The following is a 13,611-nucleotide window of genomic DNA, read 5'->3' on the forward strand; positions in this document are numbered from 1 at the left end:
TACTTTTATGTTTATTGCTTTACGAATAAAACTTCAAATAAGGACACACGAATTTCCAAAGGTAATTAAGTAAAATCAAAAACTACTAAACTTCACTTCATATCTTACAGGGACTTGTCTGCCCTTATTTTGTGAACTTTTGCAACTTATATCATTTGTAAAATACTCTGATTCGATATTCATCAAAAATAGAGAAAATTTATGGTAGCCCAAAAACCTCAAACCAGTAACGGAAAAACACATATAGTCGAAACCGAACAAAGTATATCGAAAACTATATCGAATAAAAGCTTTCGATCAATTGCTTCATATACACCAGATATAGTCTGTCTATCACATTTGCGTTGGAACTTTGTTTACCAAAGACCGCAGCATCTTCTCAGTCGTTGTGCTGCTGGTAGCAGGGTGTTTTTTATTGAGGAGCCAATTTTTACACCTGAAGAAGTCTGGCGCCTTGAAGTGAGTCAAGATAAAAATGGAGTTTGGGTTGTGGTACCTTACCTTCCCCAAAATTTAAGCTCTAATGCTGTAAACGAAGATTTAAAAGTACTGATTGATCAGTTGTTTGCTGAACATAAGATTAACAAATATATCTGTTGGTATTATACACCAATGGCTATAGCTTTTACACGTCACTTACAACCAGAAGCTATAGTTTATGATTGTATGGATGAGTTAGCTGCATTCAAAGGCGCCTCTACTACTTTGAGAGATTACGAAGCAGAACTATTCCAGCGCGCGGACTTAGTATTTACTGGAGGACAAAGCCTTTACGAAACTAAGGTTAATCAACATTCAAACGTTTATGCATTTCCTAGCAGTGTTGATGTTCCACACTTTGCACAAGCACGAACTATTAAAGACGAACCAGCTGACCAAGCAAATATTCCTCATCCTCGTCTAGGCTTTTTTGGCGTTATAGATGAACGTATGGATATTGAGTTGCTTGCTGGTATTGCACAAGAGCGTCCCGACTGGCATTTAGTCATGATTGGGCCAGTTGTAAAAATAGACCCAGCAACTTTACCCAAACACGAAAATATTCATTATCTGGGTGGGAAAGATTATCAAGATTTACCTGCTTATCTTGGTGGGTGGGACTTAGCGATGTTGCCATTTGCGCGTAATGAGTCAACACGCTTTATTAGTCCAACAAAAACTCCAGAGTATCTTGCCGCAGCTAAACCTGTAGTATCAACTTCAATTCGAGATGTGGTACGTCCTTATGGAGACTTAAATTTAGTACGAATAGCTGATACTGCGAGTGAATTTGTCCTTGAAGCCGAAAAGGCAATGCAAGAAGATACCCCAACATCCAATTGGTTGAGTCGGGTAGATGCTTTCTTAGAACAAATATCTTGGGATAGAACTTGGAACTCGATGATGCAATTAATAAATGAAACATTAGACACCCAACTTCAGGGCAATAGCAGAGCCTCAACACCGAAGAGTGTCTCAACTGCACCAAACGTCATTACCAGAGAATTTTTATTTGATTACTTAGTTGTCGGCGCCGGATTTTCTGGTAGTGTGATTGCAGAAAGACTTGCTAGCCAGTCTGGCAAAAAAGTTTTAGTAGTAGATAAACGTACCCATATTGGTGGTAACGCTTACGACCATTACGACGACCACGGTGTTCTTGTCCATAAATATGGTCCCCACATCTTTCACACTAACTCGCGTGAAGTTTTTGAACATCTTTCACAATTTACGCAATGGCGCTCTTATGAACATCGCGTTCTTGCTAGTGTAGATGGTCAATTGGTTCCCATGCCAATTAACCTTGACACAATCAATCAACTATATGGAATGAATTTAACTTCATTTCAGGTCGAGGAGTTCTTTCAATCTGTCGCAGAACCACGCGAACACATCCGTACTAGCGAAGATGTAGTAGTAAGCAAAGTTGGTAGAGAACTCTACGAAAAATTCTTCCGTAACTACACTCGCAAACAATGGGGACTTGACCCATCTGAATTAGACAAATCAGTAACAGCGCGCGTACCAACTCGCACCAACCGCGATAACCGATATTTTACAGATAGTTATCAAGCAATGCCGTTACACGGTTTCACCCGGATGTTCGAGAATATGTTGAATCATCCGAATATCAAGGTGATGCTAAATACTGATTATCGTGAAATTCAAAAAGCAATACCTTGCCGGGAAATTGTTTATACAGGTCCAGTAGATGAGTTTTTTGATTATCGCTACGGTAAACTACCATATCGTTCGTTAGATTTCAAACATGAAACTCATAATACCCCGAAGTTTCAGCAGGCGCCTGTAATTAACTATCCAAACGACCAGTTGTATACGCGCGTTACTGAGTTTAAGTATTTGACAGGTCAAGAACATTCTAAAACTAGTATTGTTTACGAATTTCCCAAAGCTGAGGGAGACCCATATTACCCTGTACCGCGTCTTGAAAATCAAGAAATTTACAAGCAATATAAAGCTTTGGCTGATGAGACATCTGGAGTGTACTTTGTAGGGAGACTAGCTACATACAAGTATCTGAATATGGATCATTGTGTAGCGCAAGCTTTGGCTATGTACAAGCAAATTGCCGTTAAGACGTTTTAAGACTGGATGATCCCCCCAACCCCCCTTAACAAGGGGGGCTTGAGGCTTTGTAATGTTTGCTACGAGTTAATTTTGAGTGTTTTCACCTAAATATGACTTCTATATCTAATTCAAATAAAGATAATACTTCAAAACAGCCGTTAGAAATGTGGGCTGGTTTAGAGTGTACGGTTAATCGTGTAGGTGAAGAATATTTTGACCAGTTAGAACGCAATGGTCATGATGTGCGTTTATCTGACCTAGATTTGTTTGCCGAACTTGGTATACAGGCTATTCGTTACCCAGTATTATGGGAACGAGTGGCGCCCCTTGGAGTTGAAAATGCAGACTGGTCATGGACGGATGAACGGTTAGAGAGATTACACTCACTTGGTATTCGCCCAATTGTAGGGTTAGTACATCATGGTAGCGGCGCCCGTTACACAAGTTTGGTAGACCCAGAATTTCCTGTGAAACTGGCGACTTTTGCTCGTGCAGTTGCAGAACGCTATCCTTGGGTAACAGATTACACACCAATTAATGAACCATTAACAACAGCGCGCTTTAGTGGATTATACGGACATTGGTATCCTCATGGACGTTCGGAGCGTACTTTCGCACGCGCTTTTTTTGGGCAATGTCAAGGTGTAGCTAAGTCGATGCAAGCTATTCGTGAAGTAAACCCAAATGCCAAACTTGTACAAACCGATGATTTAGGAAAGATTTACAGTACACCAACATTAGCTTATCAAGCAGAATTTGAAAACGAACGTCGCTGGTTGAGCTTTGATTTACTGTGCGGTCGAATTAATCAAAATCATCCAATGTGGGGTTATTTACTTTACTGTGGAATAACTCAAGCTGAACTTGAATGGTTTTTAGAAAATCCTTGTCCACCAGACATTATAGGCATTAATCATTACCTAACAAGTGACCGCTTTTTAGATGAGCGTAAAGAACTTTATCCTGCTTCATTGCACGGAGGTAATAATCAGCACGAGTATGCCGATGTGGAAGCAGTACGAGTTTGTGCAGAAGGTACGACGGGTCATAAAGCATTGTTGTTAGAAGCATGGGAGCGTTACAAGCTACCACTTGCAATTACAGAAGTTCATCTTGGTTGTACTCGTGAGGAACAACTACGCTGGTTTCTTGAAGCTTGGAATGCCGTACAAGAATTACGAAAAGAAAATGTAGATGTGCGTGCTATTACTGCCTGGTCGTTACTAGGTAGTTATGATTGGAATAGCTTATTAACTCGTTTTATTGGTCATTACGAACCAGGGGTATTTGACTTAAGGTCGGAATTTCCTAGACCAACGGCAATTGCCAAAATGGTGCAAGATTTAGCAACAGGGCAAAACCCTAATCATCCACTACTTGATACACCTGGATGGTGGCATCGACAAGAGCGTTTATTGTACCCAGCAGTGAGTCGTAGTAATTTTGAATCCCCCCCAACTCCCCTTGATAAGGGGGGAGCTACTGTTCTCAAGTCTTTATCTCCTGTTGTAATTGTCGGCGCCACAGGAACTCTTGGAAAGGCTTTTGCGCGGTTGTGTGAAAGACGCGGTATTACATATCGTTTATTATCACGTCGAGAAATGGACATTACTAACCCAACTTCAATAGATGCCGTTTTGGCTGAATTGAAACCTTGGGCAGTTATTAATGCTGCTGGATACGTTCGAGTAGACGACGCAGAAGCAGAGCCTGATGTTTGCCTACGAGTAAATACTGAAGGTGCAAAAAACTTAGCTATTTCGTGCGCGCAACATAATGTCGCTTTTCTAACTTTCTCTTCAGACTTGGTTTTTGATGGTACTGTTGTTAATCCGTATGTCGAAAATAATCCTGTGGCGCCTTTAAATGTATATGGGCGTAGTAAAGCTTTGGCTGAGAAAGGAGTATTAGAAGTTAATGCTGCATCGTTGGTGATTCGTACTAGTGCCTTTTTTGGCCCGTGGGATGATTATAACTTTGTCACAATTGCCTTGCGTCAGTTGAGTGCAGGAAATACATTTACTGCCGCGTTTGATTCAACTGTCTCGCCTACGTATGTTCCTGACTTAGTTAATACCAGTCTTGATTTATTAATAGATGGTGAGTCTGGAATATGGCATTTAGCTAATGTTGGCGCCGTATCTTGGGCAGACTTTGCGCGACTGGCAGCAAAGCGCGCGGGTGTAAGTATTAAAGGTTTAATTACTCTGCCAACACAAGAACTTGGTTTAGCTGCTCCTCGTCCTAGCTACAGTGTTCTTGGTAGCAATAGAGGTGAGTTACTACCAAGTCTTGATTGTGCAATTGAGCGTTACTTCCAAGAAGTGAATTGTTAATATATGTCTACAATTTTAGTTACAGGTGGTGCCGGATATATTGGCGCCCATGCGGTATTAGCTCTCTTAAATGCAGGTTATGAAGTTATAGTTCTTGATAATTTGTCTTATGGACATCGGGAACTAGTGGAAGAGGTTTTAAAGGTTAAATTAATAGTGGGCGATACGAACGACCGCGCACTTTTGGATAAAATATTTTCTACTCATGATATAGCAGCAGTGATGCATTTTGCTGCTTTTATTGCTGTAGGTGAGTCGGTGACAGACCCAGCCAAATATTACCGTAATAACGTTACAGGTACTTTAACGCTGTTAGAAGCAATGGTTGATGCTTCTATTAAGAAATTTATCTTTTCTTCAACTTGTGCGCTTTATGGTGTACCCAAGTTTATTCCGCTTACCGAAGACCATCCAATTAACCCTATTAGTCCTTATGCTACTAGCAAGTGGATGGTAGAGCGAATTTTGTCTGATTTTGATACAGCCTATAATTTAAAATCTGTTCGTTTTCGGTATTTTAATGCTGCTGGCGCCGACCCAGATGGTAACTTAGGTGAAGACCACGAACCGGAAACTCACATCATCCCACTCGTGTTATTTGCTGCTTTAGGTAAGCGCGAATCTATTGCTATATTCGGTACTGATTATCCTACAGAAGACGGTACATGTATGCGCGATTATATTCACGTAGCTGATTTAGCACAAGCTCATGTTCTGGGTTTAGAGTATTTACTTAAAGGTGGAGATAGTGAAGTCTTTAATTTAGGTAACGGCAATGGCTTTTCTGTCAGAGATGTAATAGAAACTGCAAAGCAAGTGACAGGAAAAGACATTAAAATAGTCGAACGTGAAAGAAGACCTGGCGACCCACCAATTTTGGTTGGTAGTAGTGAGAAAGCACGTAAAGTTTTAGATTGGCGCCCGAATTATGCAGATTTAAAACAAATTATTAGCCACGCTTGGCAATGGCATCAAAAGCGACATGTGAATTAGGTATTTTGATTACTGGCTAGCAAGCGGTCGTATTCAGTCTTGATAATTGCATAACACTCGCACGCGATGTTTTCCATTTGCGGACTGTCGGTTATTGTCATTTTGCCGCGACTGTATTTGATGATTCCCGCTTTTTGAAGAACCGCAGCAGTTACGCTTATCGAAGCGCGACGCACACAAGCGCATTTGTCCCAAAAACTCGTGAGTCATAGGAAACTCGTTTGAACCAACTCGGTCTTGAGTCATCAGCATCCAACGGCAAAAGCGTTCTTCAATCGAGTGTAAACGGTTGCAGGCAGTAGATTGAGCAACTTGATTAAACAGTGCTTGAGTGTAGCGTTGTAACAAACTATAAATTACATTACCTGGAGTAACTTCGCGTCTAAATACCGAAGCCTTCATCCGCATTGCACTGCCAGGGACTTGCGAAAAAGCCTCACCCGGAATGGTAGTTGCTCCTAGGAATATTGGAAGACCAGCCATTCCTTCATTACCCACTGTTCCGACTTCAATTGATTCACCATTTTCCATCATAGTAATCAAAGAGATAACACCGTTTTCAGGAAAGTATATCTACTCGATGGGTTCATTGGGTGCGTAAACTATGTACTTTAACTCTAAAGAGACTAACTCAAAATGAGGCAGTAGATGTTGGTATTCTTCTTGAGGTAACGCAGCAAGGAGTCGATTTTTGGAATTATAGAGATTTTGGGATGACATAAAAAGCCTATTCATAGGCGCCAGTTGTATCTCTATTAGATAGCTGACGTTACTAGTACTTGGCTTCTGGCTATAGTATGGTGGGCAGTGCCCACCGTACAGAGACTATATATAAAGCTGGGTTACAAAAAGGCGCCTAGTTTGTTGGTTTTGTTTACAATCAAAAGTATGATTACCAACTTGCTTAACCCTCAAAAAATAGAGTCGTTTACCGAATCGGTACTTAAAGACGGCTTTTGTGTGTTGCCTAATCACTTTTCCAAAGCAACACTTGAGACATGGCACTCTGCTTTTATCCCTAAGCTTAGTGAACATATCGCGCGTGAAGGACACTTACTCAATAGAGGCACAGCCCGCTATTATGTAACTTTACCTTTTGAACCTCCATTCGCTGATACCAGTATTTATGAAGATGAAGAGATTTTAGCCATTGTCGAACGTTTGGTAGGTAAGGATTTTGTGATCTGCCAATTGGCAACAGATACACCTCTACTAGGTTCAGAGTTTCAAGATACACATCGGGATACTCCACCGCTCTTCCCCGAAACTGGTATGGAGACTCCCCCTTATCAATTGGCTATCAATTTTCCTTTGGTGGATGTCACTTTAGATAATGGACCGATTGAGATTGCGCGCGGTACACATATGATGTCCAAAGAAGAAGGATTGCGGCGTATTAAGTCGGGTGAAATTGAGCTTGAACCAATTACGATGCAATTAGGAGATGTGATGATTCGCGATGTACGTGGTCTTCACCGTGGCACACCGAACCGAACAGAAATACCTCGTCCAATGGTAGTAATTGGTTATAGTCGTCGTTGGCTATATCGTCCTGAAGTGTCGATTCAAATTCCACGCGCTGCTTTGGATACACTGACTGAAAGAGGGCGCCATTTATTACGCTTCAACCCAGTTGTTGAATCTCTTGATAATAAGAGTGAGACAGAGGTTTATCAGTCGTTCGCTTACTAATTTTCTTTTTTAAGATAGAGATGCCTGGACTCCAGGTGTCTCTAAAATATGGTCATGTGAAAAGACCAAAATTTTTTATGAACTTTGATTACTTCCAGGGGAATTCTCTTTCTGATTTGTTTGCTGCTGATGTTACAGATGCGAATTATGCGTTTATCTTAAATTATCCTGCTACTGCAAATTGGGTAACTTATCCCAACACAAAAAAATACTTAATTCAAGACGGCAGTGATGAAGCAAGCAAAACTTCTTATAGTCAGATTTGTCAAAAAGAACCTTGGAAAAATCTTGCTGTACTAGGTAATGCAATTCCAGGTATTGTCATTAGTCCGGCGCCTAAGTTACTTTTAGAGTATTGGCACGAGCATTTTGGTAGGGATAGCAATATTGAAACACTAAAAGAATCTCTTTATTTAGATTGTCTCAACGAAAGCGCGCGGATTGAAAAACTTATCACTCTATTTCCCTTTGATTATCTCAAACCTGAAAAACACGCAGTGGCGCCTGATACTCATTACCACATACTTAGTAAACCAACGTTAGCTGAATTAGGAGTGCCATGTCCAAAATACCAAACTTATAATCTTGATTCTATAAGTATCAATGACATTGAGTTACCAGAATTTCCATATTTAATTAAAACATCCCACGGGCTTTCAGGAGAAGGAACTTATATTATACAAAGTCAAAGTGATTTAGATTATTGCTTTGCTGAAATTAAGAAATACGTCGAAAGTAGGTTGCTTTCTACAATTATTGTTTCTGAGTTCATTAATAATGTTGTAAAAAATTATTGTGTCCAGTTTTACATTAGTAAGACGGGAGATATAAAGCTTATTGGTGTAACAAATCAGCGAGTCACTGATGAAGGTAATTATATCGGAGGATTGATTAATTATCGTCATGACATGAGTATATTCTTTGATATGATTGCTGCTATTGGTCAGTATGCACACTCATGTGGCTATTTTGGGGTTATTGGTTTTGATGTTCTTCAAGACCGAGACGGATATTTTTATGTAATTGATGCGAATTTTCGGGTTAATGGCTCGACTCCTCTGTGTTTGCAGCGTCATACTTTATTGAAGCTAGGTAAAGAGGTTGCGAACTATTCAAGTGACTATCGCATTGTTGGAACTTTGGAATCGACTCTTAAAACTCTCAAATCAGAATTGGAACGAAAAGATTTTATTATTCTGTCTGCCCAAGAGTCGGTAAGCTATGGAAAGATTTACACCTATATCTATGGAATTTTGACAGGAGAGACTTTGGAGGATATGCAGCGTATTGAGCAAGGACTTAAAGATAAGGGTTTGTCGCTGTAGCATATCTGTCTGAGATTTCCTACATAATCAAGGACAACAGGCGGGGACGCATGTTCCACAATAGTTTTATTTTATACATAATAGGAGAAATTTATGACTATTAGCATTATTGTACATGGTGGCGCCAAGACTATTTCAAAAGACAAAGTAGAAGCTAATAATGCGGGTTGTTTAGCTGCAACAGAAGCGGGTTGGAAGGTCTTGAAAAATGGCGGTACTGCTCCAGAAGCGGTTGAAGCCGCAGTTCGAGTTTTGGAAGCTGACCCAACATTTAACGCTTCAATGGGCGCCGTTCTTAATAACCAAGGAGAAGTTGAGCTAGATGCAGCAATTATGGAAGGTGCTAATTTCGGTTGGGGAGGAGTCGCAGCTGTTCAAGGTGTGCCCCATCCCATATCAGTCGCGCGCAAGATAATGGATAAAAAACCGATGTTTTTAGTATCTCATGGTGCAGAACGCTTTGCCAAAGAACACGGTATTGAGATGTGTCATAAAGAAGACCTAGTTGTTGAAGAACTACGACAAGAGTGGGAAGAAGAGAAAGAAGTTATTGACCGTCCTAATACTGTTGGTTGTGTATTGTTAGATAGTCGAGGACTTTTAGCTGCGGGTACATCAACAGGAGGCCTTATGAACCAGTATCAAGGTCGAGTTGGCGACAGTGCTATAATTGGCTCTGGCTTATACGCTGATAATAATAATGGCGCCTGTTCAACAACGGGTGATGGTGAATCGATTATACCAGTGGTTTTAGCAAAGACAGCAATTGACTTTTTAGCTGGAGACAGACATCCTGATGAAGCGGCGCAAATGGCAATTGAGACTCTGAAATCTAAAGTGACTGGAGAAGCTGGGTGTATTCTTATAGACCCTACTGGGCGTGTTGGCTGGGCACATAATTCATCTGATATGGCATGTGGTTATATGACTGATTCACTTGAAAAACCAGCTGTATTCACAAAGAAGAACTAGTATTGTACAACGATTTACCTAAAGACAGAGAAATGTAATCGTAATAACAAGTAGCATTTAATGTAATCGGGTTATTAAAAAGTAAAGCGCACAGGCGAAGAAGGCCTATGCTACAAGATATTTACAATTTTAAGTGAGGGTAAAATGGCAAATCAAGACGTTATTCATGCAATCGGAGTGTTTGCTAGTACTGACAAAGTAGAGCAAGCTGTTAATGCACTTAAAGCTTCTGACTTTCCGATGGAGAAAGTTTCTGTTATTGCTAAAGATGTAGAGAAAGGCGAAAGTATTGGTGAGGCTCCATTAAGCGACCAGATTGGTGAACAAAATGTCAATACCACGGGAGTGGTAGGAGATACGCTGGCAGGAGCTACTTGGGGTAGTGTATTAGTGGGGTTGAGTAGTTTGGCACTTCCTGGTTTAGGAGCTATTTTGGCAGCTGGTTCTGTGGGTGTGGCATTAGTAGCTAGTATAGGTGGTGTTGCTGTGGGAGCAGCAGCAACTCAAAATTTGGTGAAGGCACTAGCTGATTTGGGTGTTCCCGAAGACCGTGCTAGAGTTTATAGCGACCGTCTTCAGCAGAGCAATTATATGCTTATAGTAGATGGTACAAAAGAAGATATTAATCGCGCGGAACCAATACTACGTGACCAAAATATTGAATATTGGGGTATTTACAATTCTCTGCAAACTCAAAATGTGTAAAGGCTCAGAATAGTAAAAAAATGGTAACGACTATTAATGACACCAAGCGTATTTCAATAGCAGCAAAATTGGCGGATATGAAGTTAATTCAAAATCTGCTGATTAGCAATGAGCAACGATTCATCAATGATTGTACTGATGATGATATTCGCGGGCGCCTACAGCATATGCTCGAAGACGATAGCAAAAATATAGGTGTTCTCGATACTGTAATTGTTCAGTACGGTGTTAAGGGTGAGGCTAATAAGAGTACCCAAAAAATGATTGAGCAAGTTCAGGAACTAATGGAAAGTTCCGATTTGAGTTTGTTTGAGAAAGTACAAGAGCATGAATTGCTCAAGCATAAACAAACGATGACTGGACTGCTTATCCATAAAGCTGCTCAAGTTGTTGGCGCCGATATCGAAGCTGCAATTACTCCTTTAAATACTGTTAACTTTGAAAACCGCGCGCATCAAGAGCAACTCAAAGGTGTTTTAGAAATTTTGGGTGTTCGGGAACTGACGGGAAAAGAAGCAAAACAGGGACTTTGGGCACGAGTTCAAGATGCTGTTGCTGCTTTAACTGGTGTGGTCGGTAGTGTAGTAACACGTACCGATGATGAAATGAGTATTCGTGAACTACTGTTAATGGATCATACCAAGGCTGATACTCTATTTGCAGAGATTTTTAGTACTGATGACCCGCAAAAAATCCAAGAGTATTTTGGGCAACTGTACAAAGACATAAAAGCTCATGGGACAGCCGAAGAAGAAATTCTTTACCCAGCAGTTCGTCCGTATTATGAACACACAGAGGAGATATATGACCAGACTGGCGAAGTAATGGAAATGTTAGATGAAATTCAATCTATTAGTCCTTCTTCGTCTGAATTCAAACCCAAAATCGAGCAGCTAAGAACTGCAATGCGAACTCATATTAATCAAGAAGAAAACGAGATATTTCCCCAACTTAGGGAAAACTTTAATCATAAGCAGCTTCTTCAAATGGCAACTGATTTTAAAACAGCTAAAAGTAAACTGCTTTCTCAAATGGCTGATGTTAATTCTGAAAGTGGAAGGTGAAGATTTATAATATGAGAAGGTACAAAAGCGTCTTCCAAATCATACTCGCAATCGCAATGGTCGTGATTGGTATTTTGCACTTTACTCACACAGAGAGGTTTGAGAAGGTTGTACCGGATTTTCTTCCCTATCATTTGTCATTAGTTTACGGTAGTGGGTTTTTAGAAGTTTTGGCTGGCGTAGGGTTATTAATTCCTAGTGTCAGCCGTTTTGCTGCACGGTTTCTTGCTGTATTTTATATTGTTATTTTCCCCGCTAATCTTTATCAAGCTATTAATAATATTGAGGTTGCAGGATTACCACATGACTCACCATTAATCTGGTTGCGCTTTCCTTTTCTGGCTTTATTAGTTAGTTGGGCTTGGTGGTTGACAAGAGATGATATAAATGAGGCGCCTGAATGAGTCAGCTGCAAATAGGTACTAGTGGATGGGTTTATAAGCATTGGATGGATATTTTCTATCCAATGCATTTGCATAGCGACTAGCAGCTACAATTTTACGCTCAACACTTTTCTACTGTAGAAATTAATTTATTCTTTTATCGTTTGCCTGAACGGTCTGTTTTGACTTAAGTCAAAGACTTTCAAGAATTGTTCGCTTATGCTTAACAGTATAGACGAGACAACTTCCATCCATTAATCAAGAGAATTATGACTACTTTATTTGAAAAACTCGGTGGCGCTGCTGCTGTAGACCTAGCAGTTGACAAATTCTACGAGCGAGTCTTGCAGGACGACCGCATAAAGCATTTCTTTGCCAATGTCAACATGGTAAAGCAACGGGCACATCAGAAAGCTTTTCTTACCTATGCTTTTGGTGGAACGGATAAATATGATGGTCGCTATATGCGGGAAGCCCACAAAGAACTGGTAGAAAAGGAAGGTTTAAACAGCGAACATTTTGATGCAGTTGCAGAAGATTTGATGGAAACCTTGAAAGAAATGGGAGTTTCTCAGGATTTACTCGCAGAAGTTGCTGAAGTAGCTGCTGCACCCCAACATAAGAAAGATGTTTTAAATCATTAAAACTAATGGGAGAATGTTCTGGGATATAAATTTGTCTAGAACATTCTTCAACCTACTCAAACCGAAACGGGTTGGGGCTTTAATTCACAAACTTGGACTTCTCGACGCGACACAAGCCGTAATTCATGGGGGTAACGTGGACGCGGATTATTCACTAACCAGATTGGTGGCACCATCATAGCTTCATAGTAATCAATCTGATGCAAAACTCCCGGCTCGTTTTTGATTTCTACAATAGTTCCCGGTAGATACTCAAACATTTCATCCCAATCTATAGATAAGTCAGTGTTCATACCAGTCAAAGAATAAATAATTTATATATTGATTTAACTTGTCATAGCGTCCTGTATGAACGCACCCTTTAATTAACAATAAAAATGGCTTCTATCAAGAATAACTTCACCATAGTCTGGTACCCAGGCAACCCAAGTGTCTGGGGATTCTTGACAGAGTAATTTAGCTTCATCAAATGCGTATTCACTAGGCGCCTGCAATAGTTTAACCCAGGTATCGCGAGTGTAGGTGATGTGGCAAACCGGGTTCCAACCTGAAACTATCGCTCTAAGGAGGGCGGGTGTTGGTGAGCAAACTGGATGGGTTGTTTGAAGGGACATAACTTTCCTGATGTCAAATCCATTGAAACTTGTGAAAAACTTTCCTTTAATCAAACTAGAGAGAAGTAATCCAAATAATTTCTGTATTCATTTTTACAGAATTTGAGGGTGATAGCTTAATTTACCTCAATAAGTTAACAAATCTTGACATAATTGACTCTAAGCTATTTAAAATTCTAGTTATTTTGCATACTCAAAGGCGCCAAGCAGTGAAGCCGCAACAACTCATATCCGCCTACTAGTAGTCCGTGTCATTAGTTTTGGGGTGTTGTGCTATACTTTTAAATATATAACAACACAACTAAAAAATACAAG

13 protein-coding genes and 1 pseudogene are annotated in these 13,611 nt (G+C 40.2%); 11 read left to right on the forward strand and 3 right to left on the reverse strand.

Translation table 11 applies throughout. The annotated features are described in order from the left end of the window. Positions 1-201 precede the first annotated feature (201 nt). From glf to galE, 3 genes are all read left to right on the forward strand, one after another. Positions 202-2,586 (forward strand): UDP-galactopyranose mutase, encoded by a 2,385-nt coding sequence (gene glf, locus DSM106972_RS28495; RefSeq protein ID WP_127083838.1) that lies wholly within the window; start codon positions 202-204, stop codon positions 2,584-2,586. Between the two features lie 92 nt (positions 2,587-2,678). Then, positions 2,679-4,904 (forward strand): SDR family oxidoreductase, encoded by a 2,226-nt coding sequence (locus DSM106972_RS28500; RefSeq protein ID WP_127083839.1) that lies wholly within the window; start codon positions 2,679-2,681, stop codon positions 4,902-4,904. A gap of 3 nt (positions 4,905-4,907) precedes the next feature. Next, a complete protein-coding gene (galE, locus tag DSM106972_RS28505; protein ID WP_127083840.1) occupies positions 4,908-5,897 on the forward strand; it encodes a UDP-glucose 4-epimerase GalE in 990 nt (329 codons plus the stop codon). 33 nt (positions 5,898-5,930) lie between these two features. On the opposite strand, the gene DSM106972_RS28510 is transcribed toward galE, so the two are convergent. After that, entirely contained in the window at positions 5,931-6,431 is a 501-nt protein-coding gene (locus tag DSM106972_RS28510) for a Crp/Fnr family transcriptional regulator (RefSeq protein WP_233787036.1), read from the reverse strand. Positions 6,432-6,785: 354 nt separating this feature from the next. Between DSM106972_RS28510 and DSM106972_RS28515 the strand changes: the two genes are divergently transcribed. The 8 genes and pseudogenes from DSM106972_RS28515 (at position 6,786) to DSM106972_RS28550 (ending at position 12,682) form a co-directional block, all read left to right on the forward strand. Further along, a complete protein-coding gene (locus DSM106972_RS28515; RefSeq protein ID WP_127083841.1) occupies positions 6,786-7,589 on the forward strand; it encodes a phytanoyl-CoA dioxygenase family protein in 804 nt (267 codons plus the stop codon). 77 nt (positions 7,590-7,666) lie between these two features. Beyond that, on the forward strand, positions 7,667-8,914 hold the full coding sequence (locus DSM106972_RS28520; protein ID WP_127083842.1) for an ATP-grasp domain-containing protein: 1,248 nt from the start codon (positions 7,667-7,669) through the stop codon (positions 8,912-8,914). A gap of 93 nt (positions 8,915-9,007) precedes the next feature. Then, positions 9,008-9,886 carry an isoaspartyl peptidase/L-asparaginase family protein gene (locus DSM106972_RS28525; protein WP_127083843.1) on the forward strand — a complete coding sequence of 293 codons (879 nt, stop codon included), beginning with the start codon at positions 9,008-9,010 and terminating at the stop codon, positions 9,884-9,886. A gap of 144 nt (positions 9,887-10,030) precedes the next feature. Next, the gene (locus tag DSM106972_RS28530) at positions 10,031-10,591 is read left to right on the forward strand and encodes a general stress protein (protein WP_127083844.1); all 561 of its coding nucleotides are present in this window, start codon (positions 10,031-10,033) and stop codon (positions 10,589-10,591) included. A 20-nt stretch (positions 10,592-10,611) separates the two neighbouring features. After that, positions 10,612-11,655, forward strand: coding sequence for a hemerythrin domain-containing protein (locus DSM106972_RS28535; protein WP_127083845.1), 1,044 nt, complete (start codon positions 10,612-10,614; stop codon positions 11,653-11,655). Positions 11,656-11,666: 11 nt separating this feature from the next. Then, positions 11,667-12,059: a DoxX family protein gene (locus DSM106972_RS28540; protein ID WP_127083846.1), complete on the forward strand. Its 393-nt coding sequence runs from the start codon at positions 11,667-11,669 to the stop codon at positions 12,057-12,059. Between the two features lie 95 nt (positions 12,060-12,154). Then, a pseudogene (locus DSM106972_RS53940) lies at positions 12,155-12,229 on the forward strand (hypothetical protein); the annotation flags it as partial. A gap of 78 nt (positions 12,230-12,307) precedes the next feature. Continuing rightward, on the forward strand, positions 12,308-12,682 hold the full coding sequence (locus DSM106972_RS28550) for a group I truncated hemoglobin (RefSeq protein WP_127083847.1): 375 nt from the start codon (positions 12,308-12,310) through the stop codon (positions 12,680-12,682). A 56-nt stretch (positions 12,683-12,738) separates the two neighbouring features. Here the strand turns inward: DSM106972_RS28550 and DSM106972_RS28555 are convergent, their stop codons facing one another. Together DSM106972_RS28555 and DSM106972_RS28560 are read right to left on the reverse strand one after the other, a co-directional pair. Beyond that, the gene (locus DSM106972_RS28555) at positions 12,739-12,975 is read right to left on the reverse strand and encodes a hypothetical protein (protein ID WP_127083848.1); all 237 of its coding nucleotides are present in this window, start codon (positions 12,973-12,975) and stop codon (positions 12,739-12,741) included. A gap of 72 nt (positions 12,976-13,047) precedes the next feature. Next, positions 13,048-13,296, reverse strand: a complete 249-nt coding sequence (locus tag DSM106972_RS28560; RefSeq protein WP_127083849.1) for a hypothetical protein — start codon at positions 13,294-13,296, stop codon at positions 13,048-13,050. Positions 13,297-13,611 lie beyond the last annotated feature (315 nt).

Origin of the sequence: Dulcicalothrix desertica PCC 7102 (assembly GCF_003991905.1) — a bacterium.
Classification (GTDB): Bacteria; Cyanobacteriota; Cyanobacteriia; order Cyanobacteriales; family Nostocaceae; genus Dulcicalothrix; species Dulcicalothrix desertica.

Bases quoted from the DNA above. Each gene is read 5' to 3' on its own strand.
- galE (WP_127083840.1), top strand. From the start codon at position 4,908: ATGTCTACAATTTTAGTTACAGGTGGTGCCGGATATATTGGCGCCCAT.
- DSM106972_RS28525 (WP_127083843.1), top strand. From the start codon at position 9,008: ATGACTATTAGCATTATTGTACATGGTGGCGCCAAGACTATTTCAAAA.
- DSM106972_RS28510 (WP_233787036.1), bottom strand. From the start codon at position 6,431: ATGATGGAAAATGGTGAATCAATTGAAGTCGGAACAGTGGGTAATGAA.
- DSM106972_RS28540 (WP_127083846.1), top strand. From the start codon at position 11,667: ATGAGAAGGTACAAAAGCGTCTTCCAAATCATACTCGCAATCGCAATG.
- DSM106972_RS28520 (WP_127083842.1), top strand. From the start codon at position 7,667: ATGAACTTTGATTACTTCCAGGGGAATTCTCTTTCTGATTTGTTTGCT.
- DSM106972_RS28530 (WP_127083844.1), top strand. From the start codon at position 10,031: ATGGCAAATCAAGACGTTATTCATGCAATCGGAGTGTTTGCTAGTACT.
- DSM106972_RS28550 (WP_127083847.1), top strand. From the start codon at position 12,308: ATGACTACTTTATTTGAAAAACTCGGTGGCGCTGCTGCTGTAGACCTA.
- DSM106972_RS28515 (WP_127083841.1), top strand. From the start codon at position 6,786: ATGATTACCAACTTGCTTAACCCTCAAAAAATAGAGTCGTTTACCGAA.
- DSM106972_RS28560 (WP_127083849.1), bottom strand. From the start codon at position 13,296: ATGTCCCTTCAAACAACCCATCCAGTTTGCTCACCAACACCCGCCCTC.
- glf (WP_127083838.1), top strand. From the start codon at position 202: ATGGTAGCCCAAAAACCTCAAACCAGTAACGGAAAAACACATATAGTC.
- DSM106972_RS28500 (WP_127083839.1), top strand. From the start codon at position 2,679: ATGACTTCTATATCTAATTCAAATAAAGATAATACTTCAAAACAGCCG.
- DSM106972_RS28555 (WP_127083848.1), bottom strand. From the start codon at position 12,975: ATGAACACTGACTTATCTATAGATTGGGATGAAATGTTTGAGTATCTA.
- DSM106972_RS28535 (WP_127083845.1), top strand. From the start codon at position 10,612: ATGGTAACGACTATTAATGACACCAAGCGTATTTCAATAGCAGCAAAA.